This window comes from Ruegeria sp. YTSC106 (assembly GCF_059609765.1).
The window spans coordinates 65,996-78,567 of the sequence record NZ_JBXWMI010000004.1 but is presented as its reverse complement, the minus strand read 5'-3'; the positions used below and the strand labels follow the sequence as shown (position 1 = coordinate 78,567).

Sequence of the window (12,572 nt, the reverse complement as noted above, 5' to 3'; positions counted from 1 at the left end):
CTTAGGTCAACGTGGGATCGATGTTCTGTGAACCAGATCACACCTGATCAAATAAGATCTGAATCAGCCAACTCTCGCAGGGCTTCAAAATCCTGGATCAGCAAACCCCCACGAGACGCTTCGACCATGTTGTCGCGTTTCCAGGTTGAGATGGTTTTGGATACGGCTTCGCGCGTGGCTCCGACAAATTCGGCCAACTCGCTCTGCGACAGGGTGATGCGCGCGGACGGGTCGTCCTGCAAACCCGATAGGTGCAGCAGCTTGCGAGCCAGTCGAATAGGCATGGGCAGAAAGACCTGTTCGTTCAATTGCGATCCCATCCATCGCATTCGCAATCCGGCCAGACGGATCATATCTACTGCAAGATCAGGCTGTTGCCTTATCTGATTCATAACGTCGTTGCGGCGTACGCGCAGTACACGTGACTGTTCGGCAGCCGCGATGGTCGCCGTCCGCGGTCCATTGTCGAACAATGCGATTTCACCAAAGACTTCGCCGGGGCGCATTAGGGTAAGCGTCAATTTGCGGCCGCTCATGGCCAGAAAGGAAACCTCTAACGTGCCTTCCAGAATGGCGTAGAGAGAGTCGCCCTCGTCGCCTTGTTCAAAAAGTATTTCACCTGGGGACAGAGAGATTTCGGTCGCCTGCGCCGAAAGCATTTTTCTGAGCCCGTCGGAAGCTTCGGCAAGGAAGCCGCTGGTGGGAAAGGCCGTCATGTATGCACCGATCTTGGGCAAAGTATGAGAGTGGGTGGTGGCACAACTTCCCATAGCTGAGCGCTCAAGCCAAGAATTTTGTTTGTTTTCGCTGGTCTGGCGGAAGTAAGGGCAGCTATTTTTGCTCTGGATCTTCCATATAGCGCTGAAGAATGCTGAATTGCAGCATCAGGAAGGCCATCAGCGCGATGGGAAAGCCGAAGGTCTCGATCTTGACCCACAGGTCCGTGGACATGGTGCGCCAGACGAACTCGTTTGCTGCGGCCAGAGCGGCGAAACACGCGCACAGCCGGCGCGTGAGTATCATCCAGCCTTCGTGCTTCATCGGCAGCATTTCGTCCAGAACATAGGCCAGGTAGGATTTCTTTTGCATCAGACCGATGCCGAGAATCAGGGCGAACAGTCCATAGACAAGTGTGGTTTTCATCTTGAAGAACCGCTCGTCGTTGAACCAGGCAGTTAGGCCACCAAAGAAAATCACCATGAAGGCTGTGAATATCTGCATCCGGCTGAGCTTGCCGGTCAGATACCAAAGGATACCCATTGCCCCCAGCATCAGCGGGACGAAGATTATCGTGGCGATGATAAACCCGGAATATTCGATGCCGCCGATCAGAAAGCTGTCGTCGCGCAGGCGCAGGTAGATGAAGAAGAAGGCCAGCGGGGGGCCAAGTTCCAGAACCTGTTTCAGAAACGGATTGATGTCTTTTTTGCCTGTCATCTGTACTTCCTGCTGCTTACCCGCCCATTTCAACTATTACGGCGCCAAGTGCAATCAATGCCATCAAGGCAATGCGTCTTGGACCAACGGTTTCCTTTAGCACAAGCCAGCCGATCAGCGCCGCAAAGACTGTTGAGGTTTCGCGCAGAACGGCTGCTTCACCGACCTTGTCCAGCCGGGTGGCCAGCATGATTGCCCCGAAGGACAAAGGGGCGATGATACCGCCAGCGAAGCCGCGTAACATCAGCGGACCAGGCGCAGGTCTGTGCGCCATCGCGCGCCACCTGAGAAATGCGTAGATCGGCATGGCCGCGCCGTCGATCATGAAGAACCAGGCCAGAAAGGTGAACGGATCGGTGGTAGCGCGAATGCCATAGGCGTCATAAGTGGTATACAGGGCCACAAACAGACCTGTGATGATCGCCAGTGTTAGTGCGATCCCCAGCGTATCCCTGTTGGTTTCAAGGAACCTTAAATTGTAGGCGGCCAACCCGAATATCCCTGCCAGCAACGTAGCTACGCCCAGCCATTGAACAGCCGAGAATGCTTCACCGAACAAAAGATAGGCGCCGATGACAGTGAACAGCGGACCCGTCCCGCGCACCACCGGATAGACGACGGTGTAAGAGCCTTTGGTGTATGCCATGGCCTGCAGGGTCTTGTAGGCAATGTGGATCAGCCAGACGAGTGCGAAGATCGGCCACATATGAGGTTCGGGCCATGGGACCACGAAAAAGGCGAAAGGGGCTGCCATAAGGCAATAGCAGGCGTCGATTGCACCTCGGGACAGCCACGGGTCATGCCTGCCTTTTTGCAATGCACCGAAGACCGCGTGCAGGAACGCCGCCATCAAAGCCAGCGCCAATGCCAGCTGGTGTCCGGCCTCGGTGCCTTCGAGAGAGATCAGCCAGTCGCTCAAATTCGCGGACCTTTTTCGGAGCGGAGAAGTTGGGGGGCTGTCTGCCCCCCACACCCCCCGAGGATATTTTGGGCCAGATGAAGCCTCGGATCAGCTTTTGTCGAGACCGGTGAGGGCGGCGGCGAATTCTTCCGGGTCGAAAGGGGCAAGGTCATCGATCTGTTCGCCGACGCCGATCGCGTGGATGGGCAACCCGAATTTGTCTGCCAGCGCAACAAGAACACCGCCTTTTGCCGTGCCGTCCAGCTTGGTCATGACCAGACCAGAAACGTCCGCCAGATTACGGAACGTTTCCACCTGGCTCAGCGCGTTCTGACCGGTGGTGGCGTCGAGTACGAGCAAAGTATTGTGTGGAGCGGTGTCATCAACCTTGCGGATGACGCGAACGATTTTGGCCAGTTCCTCCATCAGGTCGGTGCGGTTTTGCAGGCGGCCTGCAGTATCAATCATCAGCAGATCGGCGCCCTCTGCCTGTGCACGGGTCAGCGCATCAAAGGCAAGGCTAGCGGGATCCGAGCCTTCGGGTGCAGTCAGAACCGGAACTCCGGCGCGATCACCCCAGACCTGCAACTGTTCTACGGCCGCAGCGCGGAAGGTGTCGCCGGCGGCGATGATGACCTTTTTGCCGGCCTCTTTGAACTGGCTTGCCAGTTTTCCAATTGTCGTGGTCTTGCCTGAGCCGTTGACGCCGACGACCAGCACCACTTGTGGCCGTTTGGGATAGATCGGCAGAGGTTTGGCCACAGGCTCCATCACGCGGGCGACTTCCTGGGACAGAAGTTGCTTGATCTCTGTGGTCGACAGTTTGCGGCCAAAGCGGCCTTCAGCCATGTTCGACGTGACACGTAAGGCCGTGTCGACGCCCATGTCCGAGGCGATCAACAGCTCCTCCAGCTGCTCCAGCATGTCATCATCCAGTGTGCGGCGCATTTCCGTGACGGCGCCTCGATTGAACAGGCGGTTCAGGATACCTTTGGATTCAGGGATTTCCGGAGGTGGAGCGACGGGGGTGGGGTCAGCCGGGATCGGCGTGGGCGGTTCAACTGGTTGCGGGGCCGGGGCTGGGTCCGGTACTTCAGGGACTGGTTGCGGTTCGGGTTGTGGTTCAGGGATCAGCGGGTCGGGAGCCGTAGTTTCCTCGCCACCATCCTCGACGATGGCTTCCAGCCCCTCTTCAAGACGAGATGAGGATTTGAACAGCTTGTCCTTTAGCTTTGAGAAAAACGCCATACTTGGTCTCCACAGGTGTTCCCTTCACCTAATGCGGATTTGCGGCAGTTGCAAAGGGTCACGCGAACGCAAGGACAAAGCCGAATTGCGCGCCCCAGTAGAGGGGCCACACCAGATAAGGCGTTACCTTGAGGGCAGGGTGGTTCGGCGGCAGCAGAAACTTCTCGGTTGCGAGGATCAGATCTGAGGCGATGAAGCCCATGGCAGCGGGAAAGGCCCACCGCAGCGGGCCAATATCCGGCAGTGCCAGCACAGTGATCCCCATTCCAAGAATGATCGGGATATAGGCCAGAACGGGCCCTTTCAGGTCTCCGGCGCGGGGCGCAAGCATTGTGGCCATGATGATGCCAAGAATGATCAACGACCATACAATCGCTGGTGCGTTCCAAATCAGCGCAACGGAACTGGTCGGATGAGACAGGAACAGAGCGATATAGGCCAGATGCCCGGCGGCAAAAGCGGCGATGCCCGCCATGAACGTGGCATCTGTTTCGCGTGACAGGATTGCGTCGCCGAACGCGCACAGAGCGAGCGCAAGAACCAACAGCCAAGGCCCACCGTGCAAGACGGCTATGACCGCCAACAGGACGACTGAAGCGGTTTTCAGCACGGTGCGCAAAGATCCGGCAGGTCGGGAGGTCAGTGGCAGATAACCAAGGGCGCAGCCAAAGGCGATCCAGAACAGTATGGTTGTCATGTCTTCTCCTCGCCGGTTCAGAATAATCTGATCTTGGACGTGGCGTGAAATCAACCGCTTACGTTGAGTTAAGCGCCTTGTGATGACCCCGATCCAACAGGCGAATGGCGTGACCGGACCGCTTCTGACAAAATGGAGACATGTTCAGATCCATGATGATTCTCGCAACCTTTGCCGCACAATCCGTGGCGGCACAAACGCCTTTGTCGGGCCCGGAATTCGACAAGTATACGCGGGGAAAAACTCTTTTTTACGGGTTCGACGGGCAGGTTTACGGGGTTGAACGGTACCTTCCGAACCGTCGTGTGATCTGGTCTTTTCTCGACGGGAATTGCAAGGAAGGTATCTGGTACCAGCGGGATGAGCAGATTTGTTTCCTCTACGAAGACAGGCTGGATCCGCAATGTTGGGTCTTTACCCAATCAGGTGGCGGACTGATCGCGCAGTTCGAGGGTAATCCGCAAGCGACCGAACTGTATGAGGCAGAGGATCTTGGGGAGGAAATGGTATGCTACGGGCCCGACGTTGGTGTTTGATCAGCTTCGGCGCAGCTCCTCGTAGCTGATCATGACATGGGTCTGGTAAGCTGGCCCTTCGGTCAGCCATAGTAACGGCGCAAATTGGGCAGTGATGTACGTGATATTTCGATGTCATAGTAGCGGTAGAGAACGTGTCCCAACTGGAGATCGGCCAAAGTCAGACAAGAGCCGCACAGGAACGCCTGTTCAGGCAGTTGCGCATTGGCGATTACCAGCGTGCTTTCAAGCGCTGTCACGGCTTTTTTGATTGCATGGTGGTCGCGCTCTGCCTCCGGTGTCCGCACGATCCGCCAGAAAACAGGTGCCGTGAATGCCATCGCGACGTTGATCTTGGCCCATTCCGCCCACTTGTCCACTTCGGCTTGCCGGGTCGGGTCGCGTGGCCAGAAATCACCCTCACCCTACGCGGAGGCCAGATACCGCAGGATTGGCCCGTCTCCCAAAGCGGGGGCGTTCGCTATCCTGTATCATCGGGATGGTGCCGTTTGGGTTCAGTTTGCGAAAGCCATTCGTGTTCAGCCCGCCGAACCTGTGCCCCACATCGTGGCATTGAAAACCTAGCGCCAGCTCACCCACGCACCACATCAGCGCCTGTGCATTCGATGATGTTTTTCGGCCACAGATGGTCTGCATGGCCTAGAACAGCGATCCTTGATCCGGGGCGTCCGGTTTGGGTTTCTTCGAAGACGGTTTCGCGGCCGCGCCGGTGCTGAGAATGCCATCGGCGAATTCGATCTCAAGCGCCGTTTGTTTGGCGGCCTGAGCTTTGGTGGTGATCACATTCCCCTCGGCCCGGACGACCGCGTATCCGCGGTCCAAAGTGGCCTTGTAACTCAACGTCTCGCGCAGGCGATCCGTCGCTTCGAGTTGCTGTTTGAGGCGGTCCAGTCGCGTGGTTTGGGCCGTATGCATTCGATCGCCAAAACGATTGAGGTTTTGCCGCTGCTGGCCGATTTCCTTTTGGATTGGTCGCAGGGACAGGCGCGAGGACAGGTTGTACAGTGATTCCCGTCGTGCAGATACCAGACTGCGCAGGGTTGAGGGGCGCAGATGGGCAGACAGTTCCACCACTTGAAGGCGACGGTTCTGCACCCCGCGTATCAAGGCGGGTGTGAGGCGATCTGCAATCAAATCAAGACGTTGTCTCGGAGAGTTCAACAGACTGTCCGGGCGCGGAAGCGCGCGGGACAGATCGCGCAGCCTTTGCGTTCGGCGTTGGACTGCGTCAGTTGCGGCCCGTGACAAGCGTGCGCCTTGCTCGCCAGTCCAGGCGAGCAACTCCATGCGGACGGGGACGGCCAGTTCGGCGGCTGCGGTGGGCGTTGGAGCGCGCTGGTCCGAGACGAAATCTATCAGGGTGGTATCGGTCTCGTGCCCAACGGCCGAGATCAACGGTATGTCCGACGCGGCGGCGGCGCGCGCGACGATCTCTTCATTGAAACCCCAGAGATCTTCGATTGATCCGCCGCCGCGGGCCACGATGATTAGATCGGGCCGGGGCAACGCGCCGCCGGGTGTCAATTGGTTGAAGCCTTCGATGGCGCGGGCAACCTCAGAAGCGCAGTTTGCTCCTTGTACGGCCACGGGCCAGATCAGCACCTTGCGTGGGAACCTGTCCCTGAGTCGATGCAGAATGTCGCGGATTACTGCGCCTGAGGGGGATGTGACCACGCCAATAACCTGTGGCAGGTACGGCAGGGGTTTTTTGCGTTCGGGCGCGAATAATCCTTCGACCTCAAGCTGCTTCTTGCGCTTTTCCAGCAACGCCATCAGCGCGCCCTGACCAGCGACGGAAACCTCGTCGACGTTCAGGTTGTATTTGGATTGTGCCCCAAAAGCGGTAAGGCGACCGGTGACGACGACCTCCAACCCTTCTTCCGGCACAACGGACAGACCTGCAACCTGCCCTTTCCAGGTGGTGCAGGCCAAAACGTTCCGGTCATCCTTGATGTCATAATAAAGGTGCCCGGATCGCGCCTTGAACACGCGCCCAACCTCACCCCGGACGCGGATTCGCCCGAACGAACCTTCGAGCGTCCGTTTCACCTCACCGGAAATTTCGGACACTGTGTATTCAGGGGTGTTTTGGCCCGGAATCAGGTCATCAAGCAGGTCGGACATTTCAGCGCCTTGTTTCAAATGCTCACCCAGCTTAGAACGCCGCGCAGGCAAGGCCAAGCAGATCGGAGAGCTTTCATGAATATCCTCATTCTCGGCAGCGGAGGGCGCGAACACAGCCTGGCATGGGCAATGCTGCAAAACCCCAAATGTGACCGCCTGATCGTTGCGCCGGGGAATGCGGGGATCGCTCAGATCGCTGACTGTGCCACTCTTGATATTGAAAACGGCGGTGCTGTTGTCAGCTTTGCCGAAGAAAACGCGATTGATTTCGTGATTGTCGGGCCCGAGGCGCCTTTGGCGACCGGTGTGGCTGATCGCTTGCGCGAAGCCGGAGTTCTGGTTTTTGGGCCCTCAGCCGAGGCAGCGAAGCTGGAAGCGTCGAAAAGCTTCACCAAAGAAATCTGTGACGCGGCCAAAGCCCCCACTGCAGCCTATGCCCGTTTCACCGAGGCAGAGCCTGCCAAAGCTTATATCCGCGAACAGGGCGCGCCAATTGTGGTCAAGGCCGATGGGCTGGCCGCAGGCAAGGGCGTGATCGTTGCGATGGACGAAAAGACCGCACTGGACGCCATTGACGACATGTTCGGCGGTGCTTTCGGCGGTGCGGGCGCGGAAGTCGTGATTGAAGAGTTCATGGATGGCGAAGAAGCCTCGCTGTTCGTTCTGTGCGATGGAGAGAACATTCTCTCTGTCGGCACGGCCCAGGATCACAAACGGGTAGGTGAAGGCGATACTGGCCTGAACACCGGCGGAATGGGGGCGTATTCTCCGGCGCCGGTTCTAAGTGAACAAGTAGAAGCGCGCGCGATGGAAGAGATCGTGCGCCCTACGATCGCCGAGATGAAGCGCCGGGGAACACCGTTTCAGGGGGTTCTTTATGCAGGGTTGATGATCAAGGATGGGCAGCCAAGGCTGGTTGAATACAACGTCCGCTTCGGTGACCCGGAATGTCAGGTGTTGATGATGCGTATGGGCGCGCAAGCGATGGACCTGATGCACGCCGCTGCCGAAGGCAGGTTGGATGAGGTGCGGGTGAATTGGGCGGATGACCATGCCATCACGGTCGTGATGGCGGCGAATGGCTACCCTGGCGCTTTTGAGAAAGGCACTGCGATCAAAGGGTTGAATGCGCTGCCTGAAGACAGCCGAAACATGGTATTCCACGCGGGAACGAAGACTGTGGAAGGGCAGGTTGTGGCCTCGGGCGGGCGTGTCCTGAACGTGACCGCGCGTGGAAACACGCTGAAGGAGGCGCGCGACCGGGCCTATGAAATGGTTGAAGGTGTGGATTGGCCTGAAGGGTTTTATCGGCGCGATATCGGATGGCGTGCATTGGATGGTTGACGGGATAGGGGGCGCTGCCAAGCCGTCGATTGCACTTTTGTATGGCACTACCTCGCACTTGACAGCTTGGGCCAAAGCTGTGTTCGCCAAGATGTCCGGGACCGTTTCAGGTGTTTGCCATTCCAGATGGAGTCGCGGTGGAATCCCGAACTAATACACTGAGTTCGTAATTTGTCGCCGTTGTACCCGCGCTTTTTCCAGTAACGGCGTCCGCTATTTGCTTTGCGGCCAAAGCTCCAATTCGTTTGGCCGGAATGCGGATGGTGGAGAGTGACGGTTCGATCTCTCCCGATCCTTTGAAATCGCCGATCCCCATTATTGAAAGTTCTCCAGGCACAGCAATGCCCAAGTGTTTCGCGGCATAAAGCACGCCTTGAGCAATAATGTCATTCCCGCACAAAATGGCACTGGGGCGCGGAGACTTCCCCAACAATGACAGGCTAGCGCGTTTTGAGTCCGCAATGCTGTAGGGGGCCTGCAGTTGCCACTCTTCCGGCACCTTGATCTTTTTCCGCCGCAGCTCTGAAAGAGCTCCGTGCAACCGATCGTGAGCTCGGTCGTTTCCAGCAAGGTCGGGAAAGACAAGGCCGATGTCGCGGTGGCCGAGATCCAACAGGTGACACGCGGCCAAGCGGCCAGCCTCTGAATTTTGAACCCCTACGCAAGACAATCGTGCGTTGTCGGCATAGTTCCAGATTGCAACAGTTGGCACCCCCTGCTGTTCGATTAGTTGATGGGTGGCGTCCGAGTGTTCCAACCCGATAAGCGCCAGCCCATCGACACGGTGTTCCATCAGTTTGCGCAGCATTTTGTATTCGCGATCCAAATCGAAACCGTGAGATGCAATAAGCATCGTGAAACCGTACTGATCCAGCCCATCAGAGAAGGACTGGATCAATTCGGCAAAGATAGCGTTGTCAATTGTTGGCACGACCAGTCCGATGGTGCCACTGCGCCGCCCATGCATCACCTGCGCCGCGCGATTGCGAATATAGCCCAGTTTCTGCACCGCTCGATCAATCTTCTTGCGAGTCGCCGGTTTGAGAAGATCAGGGTGATTGAAGCTTCGCGAGACCGTCGAGATGGAAACCCCTGCCGCTTTCGCAACAGCGACGATATCAGGTTTATCTTTTTGTTTTCGGGCCATTATTCACACTTCTTCGGCTAAAAAATGAAAACATTTGCAAAACTATTTTCATCTCTTAGCCTGTGATGTCAACGTGAGAAAACCATCAGGTGGAACTTTGGAATTCCTATATTACTTCGGAGATGTCTTCACACCGATCTCTTTTGGCTTGTTGCTTTTGGGGACGATTGGTGGGCTGATTTTGGGGGCAACCCCCGGACTATCACCGACAATGGCAGTGGCCCTTTTAATCCCCTTCACCTTCCACCTGGCACCCGTTCAGGGACTGATCCTTTTGGGAGCGGCCTATACATCCACAGTGGCAGGTGGCGCGGTCAGCGCCATCCTTCTTAAAATTCCCGGTGCACCTGCAAACATCGCAACGACGTTGGACGGTCACACCATGGCCAAGCAAGGCAAAGGGGCGCAAGCGTTGCAGCTCAGCTTCCTAGCTTCGGCAGTCGGGGGCGTGATTGGTGTTCTGCTGTTGATCTTCCTGACACCCGTACTGGCGCAATGGGCGCTGGCATTCGGTCCCAGTCACCTGTTCTGGCTCGCCATCCTTGGCGTCACTGTAATCGGTTCGCTGGACAGCGCTTCGGTGGTGAAGGGCCTTCTGTCCGGTTGCATCGGCCTCTGGCTTGCGACCATCGGATTTGACGACATCATGGGCGCGCAGCGGTTTATTTTTCACCCAGCATTGGGTGGCGGTATCAACATCATTGCGGCGCTCATCGGGTTGTTTGCCATTCCTCAAGTACTGACCATGTTCGCAAAAGGCCGCAAAGCAGCAAATGCTGAAGTGATCGAGGTCGAGAAACATTCGATCATGGATGCGGTGCGCGAGCTTCTGCGCCGCCCTCGCGCCCTTAGCATTGGTACCATCACAGGTTCGGTCATTGGGCTTATCCCAGGCGTCGGAGGTCAAATCGCAGGTCTTGTCGCCTATGACCAAACCAAAAAGTTCAGCCCGGAACGCGATAAATTTGGCAAGGGCCACAGTGAAGGTGTGATCGCAGCAGAAAGCGCGAACAACGCCATGGTCGGCCCAAGCCTTGTGCCACTTCTGACGCTGTCGATCCCTGGTTCGCCCACGGCAGCAGTGCTGCTGGGTGGTCTGCTGATCCACGGAATTTTTCCGGGCACCGATCTCTTTGACAATCATCCGGATGTGGCGTGGACCTTTACCAACTCGATGCTGATCGGTCAGGTGCTCATGTGCATCTTCGGCCTTTATGTGGCTGGCCTTGCCGCCCGGGTTGCACAGGTGCCGCAAAGCGTCATGGCGGCCGTTGTTCTGGGGCTCGCCGTCTTCGGCAGCTACTCGGTCCAGTCCAGCATGGGCGACGTTTACGTCATGGCCGCATTGGGCGTTATGATGTACTTCCTTGAACGCTTCGGCTTCTCGCCCGCGCCGCTGGTGCTTGGCCTGATCCTTGGCCCGATTGCCGAAGCAAATTTCATCCAAGGGTCAATGATTGCCGGAGCCACTGACGGGATGGCGAGCTATTTCCTGACTGGCACGCTGAACATCGTCCTAATTGCCATCGTGATTGCATCAATTGCTTATTCAGTCTGGATGGAACTTCGCAGCCGTCGCTACACCTCTAAAGAGGAGATCATGGGATGAGCCAAATCAGTCTTCCACGCGTTCAACACATTGTGGCGTCCGGCATTATTGCGGCGGTCGGGATGTGGGTGGCATGGGTAAGCTATACGCAACAGCCTGCCGAAGCCTTCCTGTTTCCGCGTTTGATTTCGACCGTCTTCGTCGTCTTGGCATTGTGGACATTCGTCAAAGCGATCCTTGGTTGGACAAAGGTGGGAAATGGCGTTTCGCGCAAAGATTTCGTGTGGCTTCTGCCAGGCCTGACCATCGCGCTTGTCTACATTTTCTGGGCCGCCAAGGCGTTGGGTTTCTACACCGCGGGTACGATCACGTTTTTCTTGCTTCTCAGCTTCTACGACCCGGCGCCACATGATGAAGCCAAGACCTGGGTCAAGCGCGTGATCATCACCGCAGGGTTTCTGGCGGTGATGTACGGGCTCTTTGCCCTGCTGCTCAAAGTCTACACACCGCGAGAGATATTTTTCTGAAAAAGACCGCGCAAAGCGGCGATCAAAAATCCAAGGGAGGATCTAACATGAAACATTTACTGGCAGGCGCCGCGTTGGCGCTAATGTCCCTGACCGGTGGCATGGCCATCGCCGAGGATTACCCGGAACGCCCCATCATGATGATGGTCAGCTATGGTGCTGGCGGGGCCACTGACTTCCAGGCCCGCATTGTCACCATGACGGCAGGCAATGAAGATGCGCTTGGTATGCCCATTGCGATCATCAACAAACCCGGCGCTGGTGGGCGGGTTGGCTGGAACTGGTTTGCAACCCAGGCCGAGGCTGATGGCTATACGCTCGGGGCATACAACATTCCGCATTTCATTGCGCAGTCGATTAAGGGCGGTGTCGAATACTCGGCGGACAGCTTTGAACCGATCGCCAACTGGGGCGCTGACCCCGCGGTATTTGTGGTGGCCAAGGACAGCCCGTTCAACTCCATGGAGGACGTGGTCACCTACGCCAAGGAAAACCCCGGGAAACTGACGTTCTCTGGGGCAGGTCTGTTTGTTGGACACCACATTGCCGCCTTGCAACTTGAGAAAGAAGCAGGTGTTAAAATGGCATATATCCCGACCAAAGGCGGCGGTGCGGCAGCAATGAAAGCTGTGATAGCGGGTGACGTCATGGGCGGCGTGAATAATCTGTCAGACGCATTCCGTGCACAGGAAGCGGGCAACGTCAAAATCCTTGGCGTGTTTGATCTGGAACGCAATGAGTTCTTGCCTGACGTCCCGACGTTAAAAGAGCAGGGCTTTGACATCGACAACGCCAGCGTGAACTTCCGCGGTGTCATGGTGCCCAAAGGAACGCCGCCAGAGGTCATCGACAAACTGGCCGCAACCGTACCCGAGATGTTCAAGAACTCGCGTGTGGCGGGCAAAATGAAAGCAGGCGGTTCGCCCATGCACATTATGACCCGTGAAGAGGTTCAGGAAATGTGGGCTGCGCGTCAGGAAACACTGAAAGAGCTTCTGGCAGGTCTTTAACGAGTGGCAGAGTAATGGATAGGGCGACCCGCGCCCTATCCTCTTCCATAGG

At 56.9% G+C, this 12,572-nt stretch carries 14 protein-coding genes; 5 read left to right on the top strand and 9 right to left on the bottom strand.

The features are described 5' to 3' along the window. Positions 1 to 47: 47 nt before the first annotated feature. The 5 genes from AC2FEB_RS06915 to AC2FEB_RS06895 form a co-directional block, all read right to left on the bottom strand. Positions 48 to 716: a Crp/Fnr family transcriptional regulator gene (locus AC2FEB_RS06915; RefSeq protein ID WP_117872793.1), complete on the bottom strand. Its 669-nt coding sequence runs from the start codon at positions 714 to 716 to the stop codon at positions 48 to 50. A gap of 115 nt (positions 717 to 831) precedes the next feature. Beyond that, entirely contained in the window at positions 832 to 1,437 is a 606-nt protein-coding gene (locus tag AC2FEB_RS06910; RefSeq protein ID WP_496675014.1) for an inner membrane-spanning protein YciB, read from the bottom strand. A gap of 16 nt (positions 1,438 to 1,453) precedes the next feature. Then, positions 1,454 to 2,356 carry an EamA family transporter gene (locus AC2FEB_RS06905; protein WP_496720284.1) on the bottom strand — a complete coding sequence of 301 codons (903 nt, stop codon included), beginning with the start codon at positions 2,354 to 2,356 and terminating at the stop codon, positions 1,454 to 1,456. A gap of 90 nt (positions 2,357 to 2,446) precedes the next feature. Further along, complete coding sequence (ftsY, locus tag AC2FEB_RS06900; protein ID WP_299896020.1) at positions 2,447 to 3,586, bottom strand: signal recognition particle-docking protein FtsY; 1,140 nt, start codon at positions 3,584 to 3,586, stop codon at positions 2,447 to 2,449. A 58-nt stretch (positions 3,587 to 3,644) separates the two neighbouring features. Then, the gene (locus AC2FEB_RS06895; protein ID WP_496675018.1) at positions 3,645 to 4,283 is read right to left on the bottom strand and encodes a lysoplasmalogenase; all 639 of its coding nucleotides are present in this window, start codon (positions 4,281 to 4,283) and stop codon (positions 3,645 to 3,647) included. A 155-nt stretch (positions 4,284 to 4,438) separates the two neighbouring features. Here AC2FEB_RS06895 and AC2FEB_RS06890 point away from each other — a divergent pair, with 155 nt between their 5' ends. After that, complete coding sequence (locus tag AC2FEB_RS06890; RefSeq protein WP_117872792.1) at positions 4,439 to 4,819, top strand: hypothetical protein; 381 nt, start codon at positions 4,439 to 4,441, stop codon at positions 4,817 to 4,819. A gap of 62 nt (positions 4,820 to 4,881) precedes the next feature. Here AC2FEB_RS06890 and AC2FEB_RS06885 read toward each other — a convergent pair whose 3' ends face one another. From AC2FEB_RS06885 to xseA, 3 genes are read right to left on the bottom strand one after another with little or no spacing between them, the layout of a single operon-like run. Beyond that, positions 4,882 to 5,178, bottom strand: coding sequence for a glutathione binding-like protein (locus AC2FEB_RS06885; protein ID WP_496675020.1), 297 nt, complete (start codon positions 5,176 to 5,178; stop codon positions 4,882 to 4,884). Positions 5,179 to 5,218: 40 nt separating this feature from the next. Continuing rightward, positions 5,219 to 5,455 carry a thioredoxin domain-containing protein gene (locus AC2FEB_RS06880; protein ID WP_496675022.1) on the bottom strand — a complete coding sequence of 79 codons (237 nt, stop codon included), beginning with the start codon at positions 5,453 to 5,455 and terminating at the stop codon, positions 5,219 to 5,221. Between the two features lie 3 nt (positions 5,456 to 5,458). After that, positions 5,459 to 6,943: an exodeoxyribonuclease VII large subunit gene (gene xseA, locus AC2FEB_RS06875; protein ID WP_496675024.1), complete on the bottom strand. Its 1,485-nt coding sequence runs from the start codon at positions 6,941 to 6,943 to the stop codon at positions 5,459 to 5,461. A 75-nt stretch (positions 6,944 to 7,018) separates the two neighbouring features. On the opposite strand from xseA, the gene purD reads away from it, so the two are divergent. Next, the gene (gene purD / locus AC2FEB_RS06870; RefSeq protein WP_496675026.1) at positions 7,019 to 8,287 is read left to right on the top strand and encodes a phosphoribosylamine--glycine ligase; all 1,269 of its coding nucleotides are present in this window, start codon (positions 7,019 to 7,021) and stop codon (positions 8,285 to 8,287) included. A gap of 106 nt (positions 8,288 to 8,393) precedes the next feature. Here purD and AC2FEB_RS06865 read toward each other — a convergent pair whose 3' ends face one another. After that, positions 8,394 to 9,434 (bottom strand): LacI family DNA-binding transcriptional regulator, encoded by a 1,041-nt coding sequence (locus AC2FEB_RS06865; RefSeq protein ID WP_496675028.1) that lies wholly within the window; start codon positions 9,432 to 9,434, stop codon positions 8,394 to 8,396. A 97-nt stretch (positions 9,435 to 9,531) separates the two neighbouring features. Here AC2FEB_RS06865 and AC2FEB_RS06860 point away from each other — a divergent pair, with 97 nt between their 5' ends. Genes AC2FEB_RS06860 through AC2FEB_RS06850 form a run of 3 tightly spaced genes read left to right on the top strand, consistent with a single transcriptional unit; the run spans position 9,532 to position 12,520 of the window. Beyond that, positions 9,532 to 11,043, top strand: a complete 1,512-nt coding sequence (locus tag AC2FEB_RS06860; RefSeq protein WP_496883925.1) for a tripartite tricarboxylate transporter permease — start codon at positions 9,532 to 9,534, stop codon at positions 11,041 to 11,043. After that, positions 11,040 to 11,510, top strand: coding sequence for a tripartite tricarboxylate transporter TctB family protein (locus tag AC2FEB_RS06855; RefSeq protein WP_117869364.1), 471 nt, complete (start codon positions 11,040 to 11,042; stop codon positions 11,508 to 11,510). The genes AC2FEB_RS06860 and AC2FEB_RS06855 overlap by 4 nt, the downstream gene beginning before the upstream one ends. Positions 11,511 to 11,557: 47 nt before the next feature. Further along, positions 11,558 to 12,520, top strand: a complete 963-nt coding sequence (locus tag AC2FEB_RS06850) for a tripartite tricarboxylate transporter substrate binding protein (protein ID WP_117869363.1) — start codon at positions 11,558 to 11,560, stop codon at positions 12,518 to 12,520. Positions 12,521 to 12,572: the final 52 nt, after the last annotated feature.

Coding starts and splice junctions, on each gene's coding strand:
- AC2FEB_RS06855 (WP_117869364.1), top strand. CDS start 11,040: ATGAGCCAAATCAGTCTTCCACGCGTTCAACACATTGTGGCGTCCGGC.
- xseA (WP_496675024.1), bottom strand. CDS start 6,943: ATGTCCGACCTGCTTGATGACCTGATTCCGGGCCAAAACACCCCTGAA.
- purD (WP_496675026.1), top strand. CDS start 7,019: ATGAATATCCTCATTCTCGGCAGCGGAGGGCGCGAACACAGCCTGGCA.
- AC2FEB_RS06895 (WP_496675018.1), bottom strand. CDS start 4,283: ATGACAACCATACTGTTCTGGATCGCCTTTGGCTGCGCCCTTGGTTAT.
- AC2FEB_RS06910 (WP_496675014.1), bottom strand. CDS start 1,437: ATGACAGGCAAAAAAGACATCAATCCGTTTCTGAAACAGGTTCTGGAA.
- AC2FEB_RS06865 (WP_496675028.1), bottom strand. CDS start 9,434: ATGGCCCGAAAACAAAAAGATAAACCTGATATCGTCGCTGTTGCGAAA.
- AC2FEB_RS06890 (WP_117872792.1), top strand. CDS start 4,439: ATGATTCTCGCAACCTTTGCCGCACAATCCGTGGCGGCACAAACGCCT.
- AC2FEB_RS06880 (WP_496675022.1), bottom strand. CDS start 5,455: ATGCAGACCATCTGTGGCCGAAAAACATCATCGAATGCACAGGCGCTG.
- ftsY (WP_299896020.1), bottom strand. CDS start 3,586: ATGGCGTTTTTCTCAAAGCTAAAGGACAAGCTGTTCAAATCCTCATCT.
- AC2FEB_RS06915 (WP_117872793.1), bottom strand. CDS start 716: ATGACGGCCTTTCCCACCAGCGGCTTCCTTGCCGAAGCTTCCGACGGG.
- AC2FEB_RS06850 (WP_117869363.1), top strand. CDS start 11,558: ATGAAACATTTACTGGCAGGCGCCGCGTTGGCGCTAATGTCCCTGACC.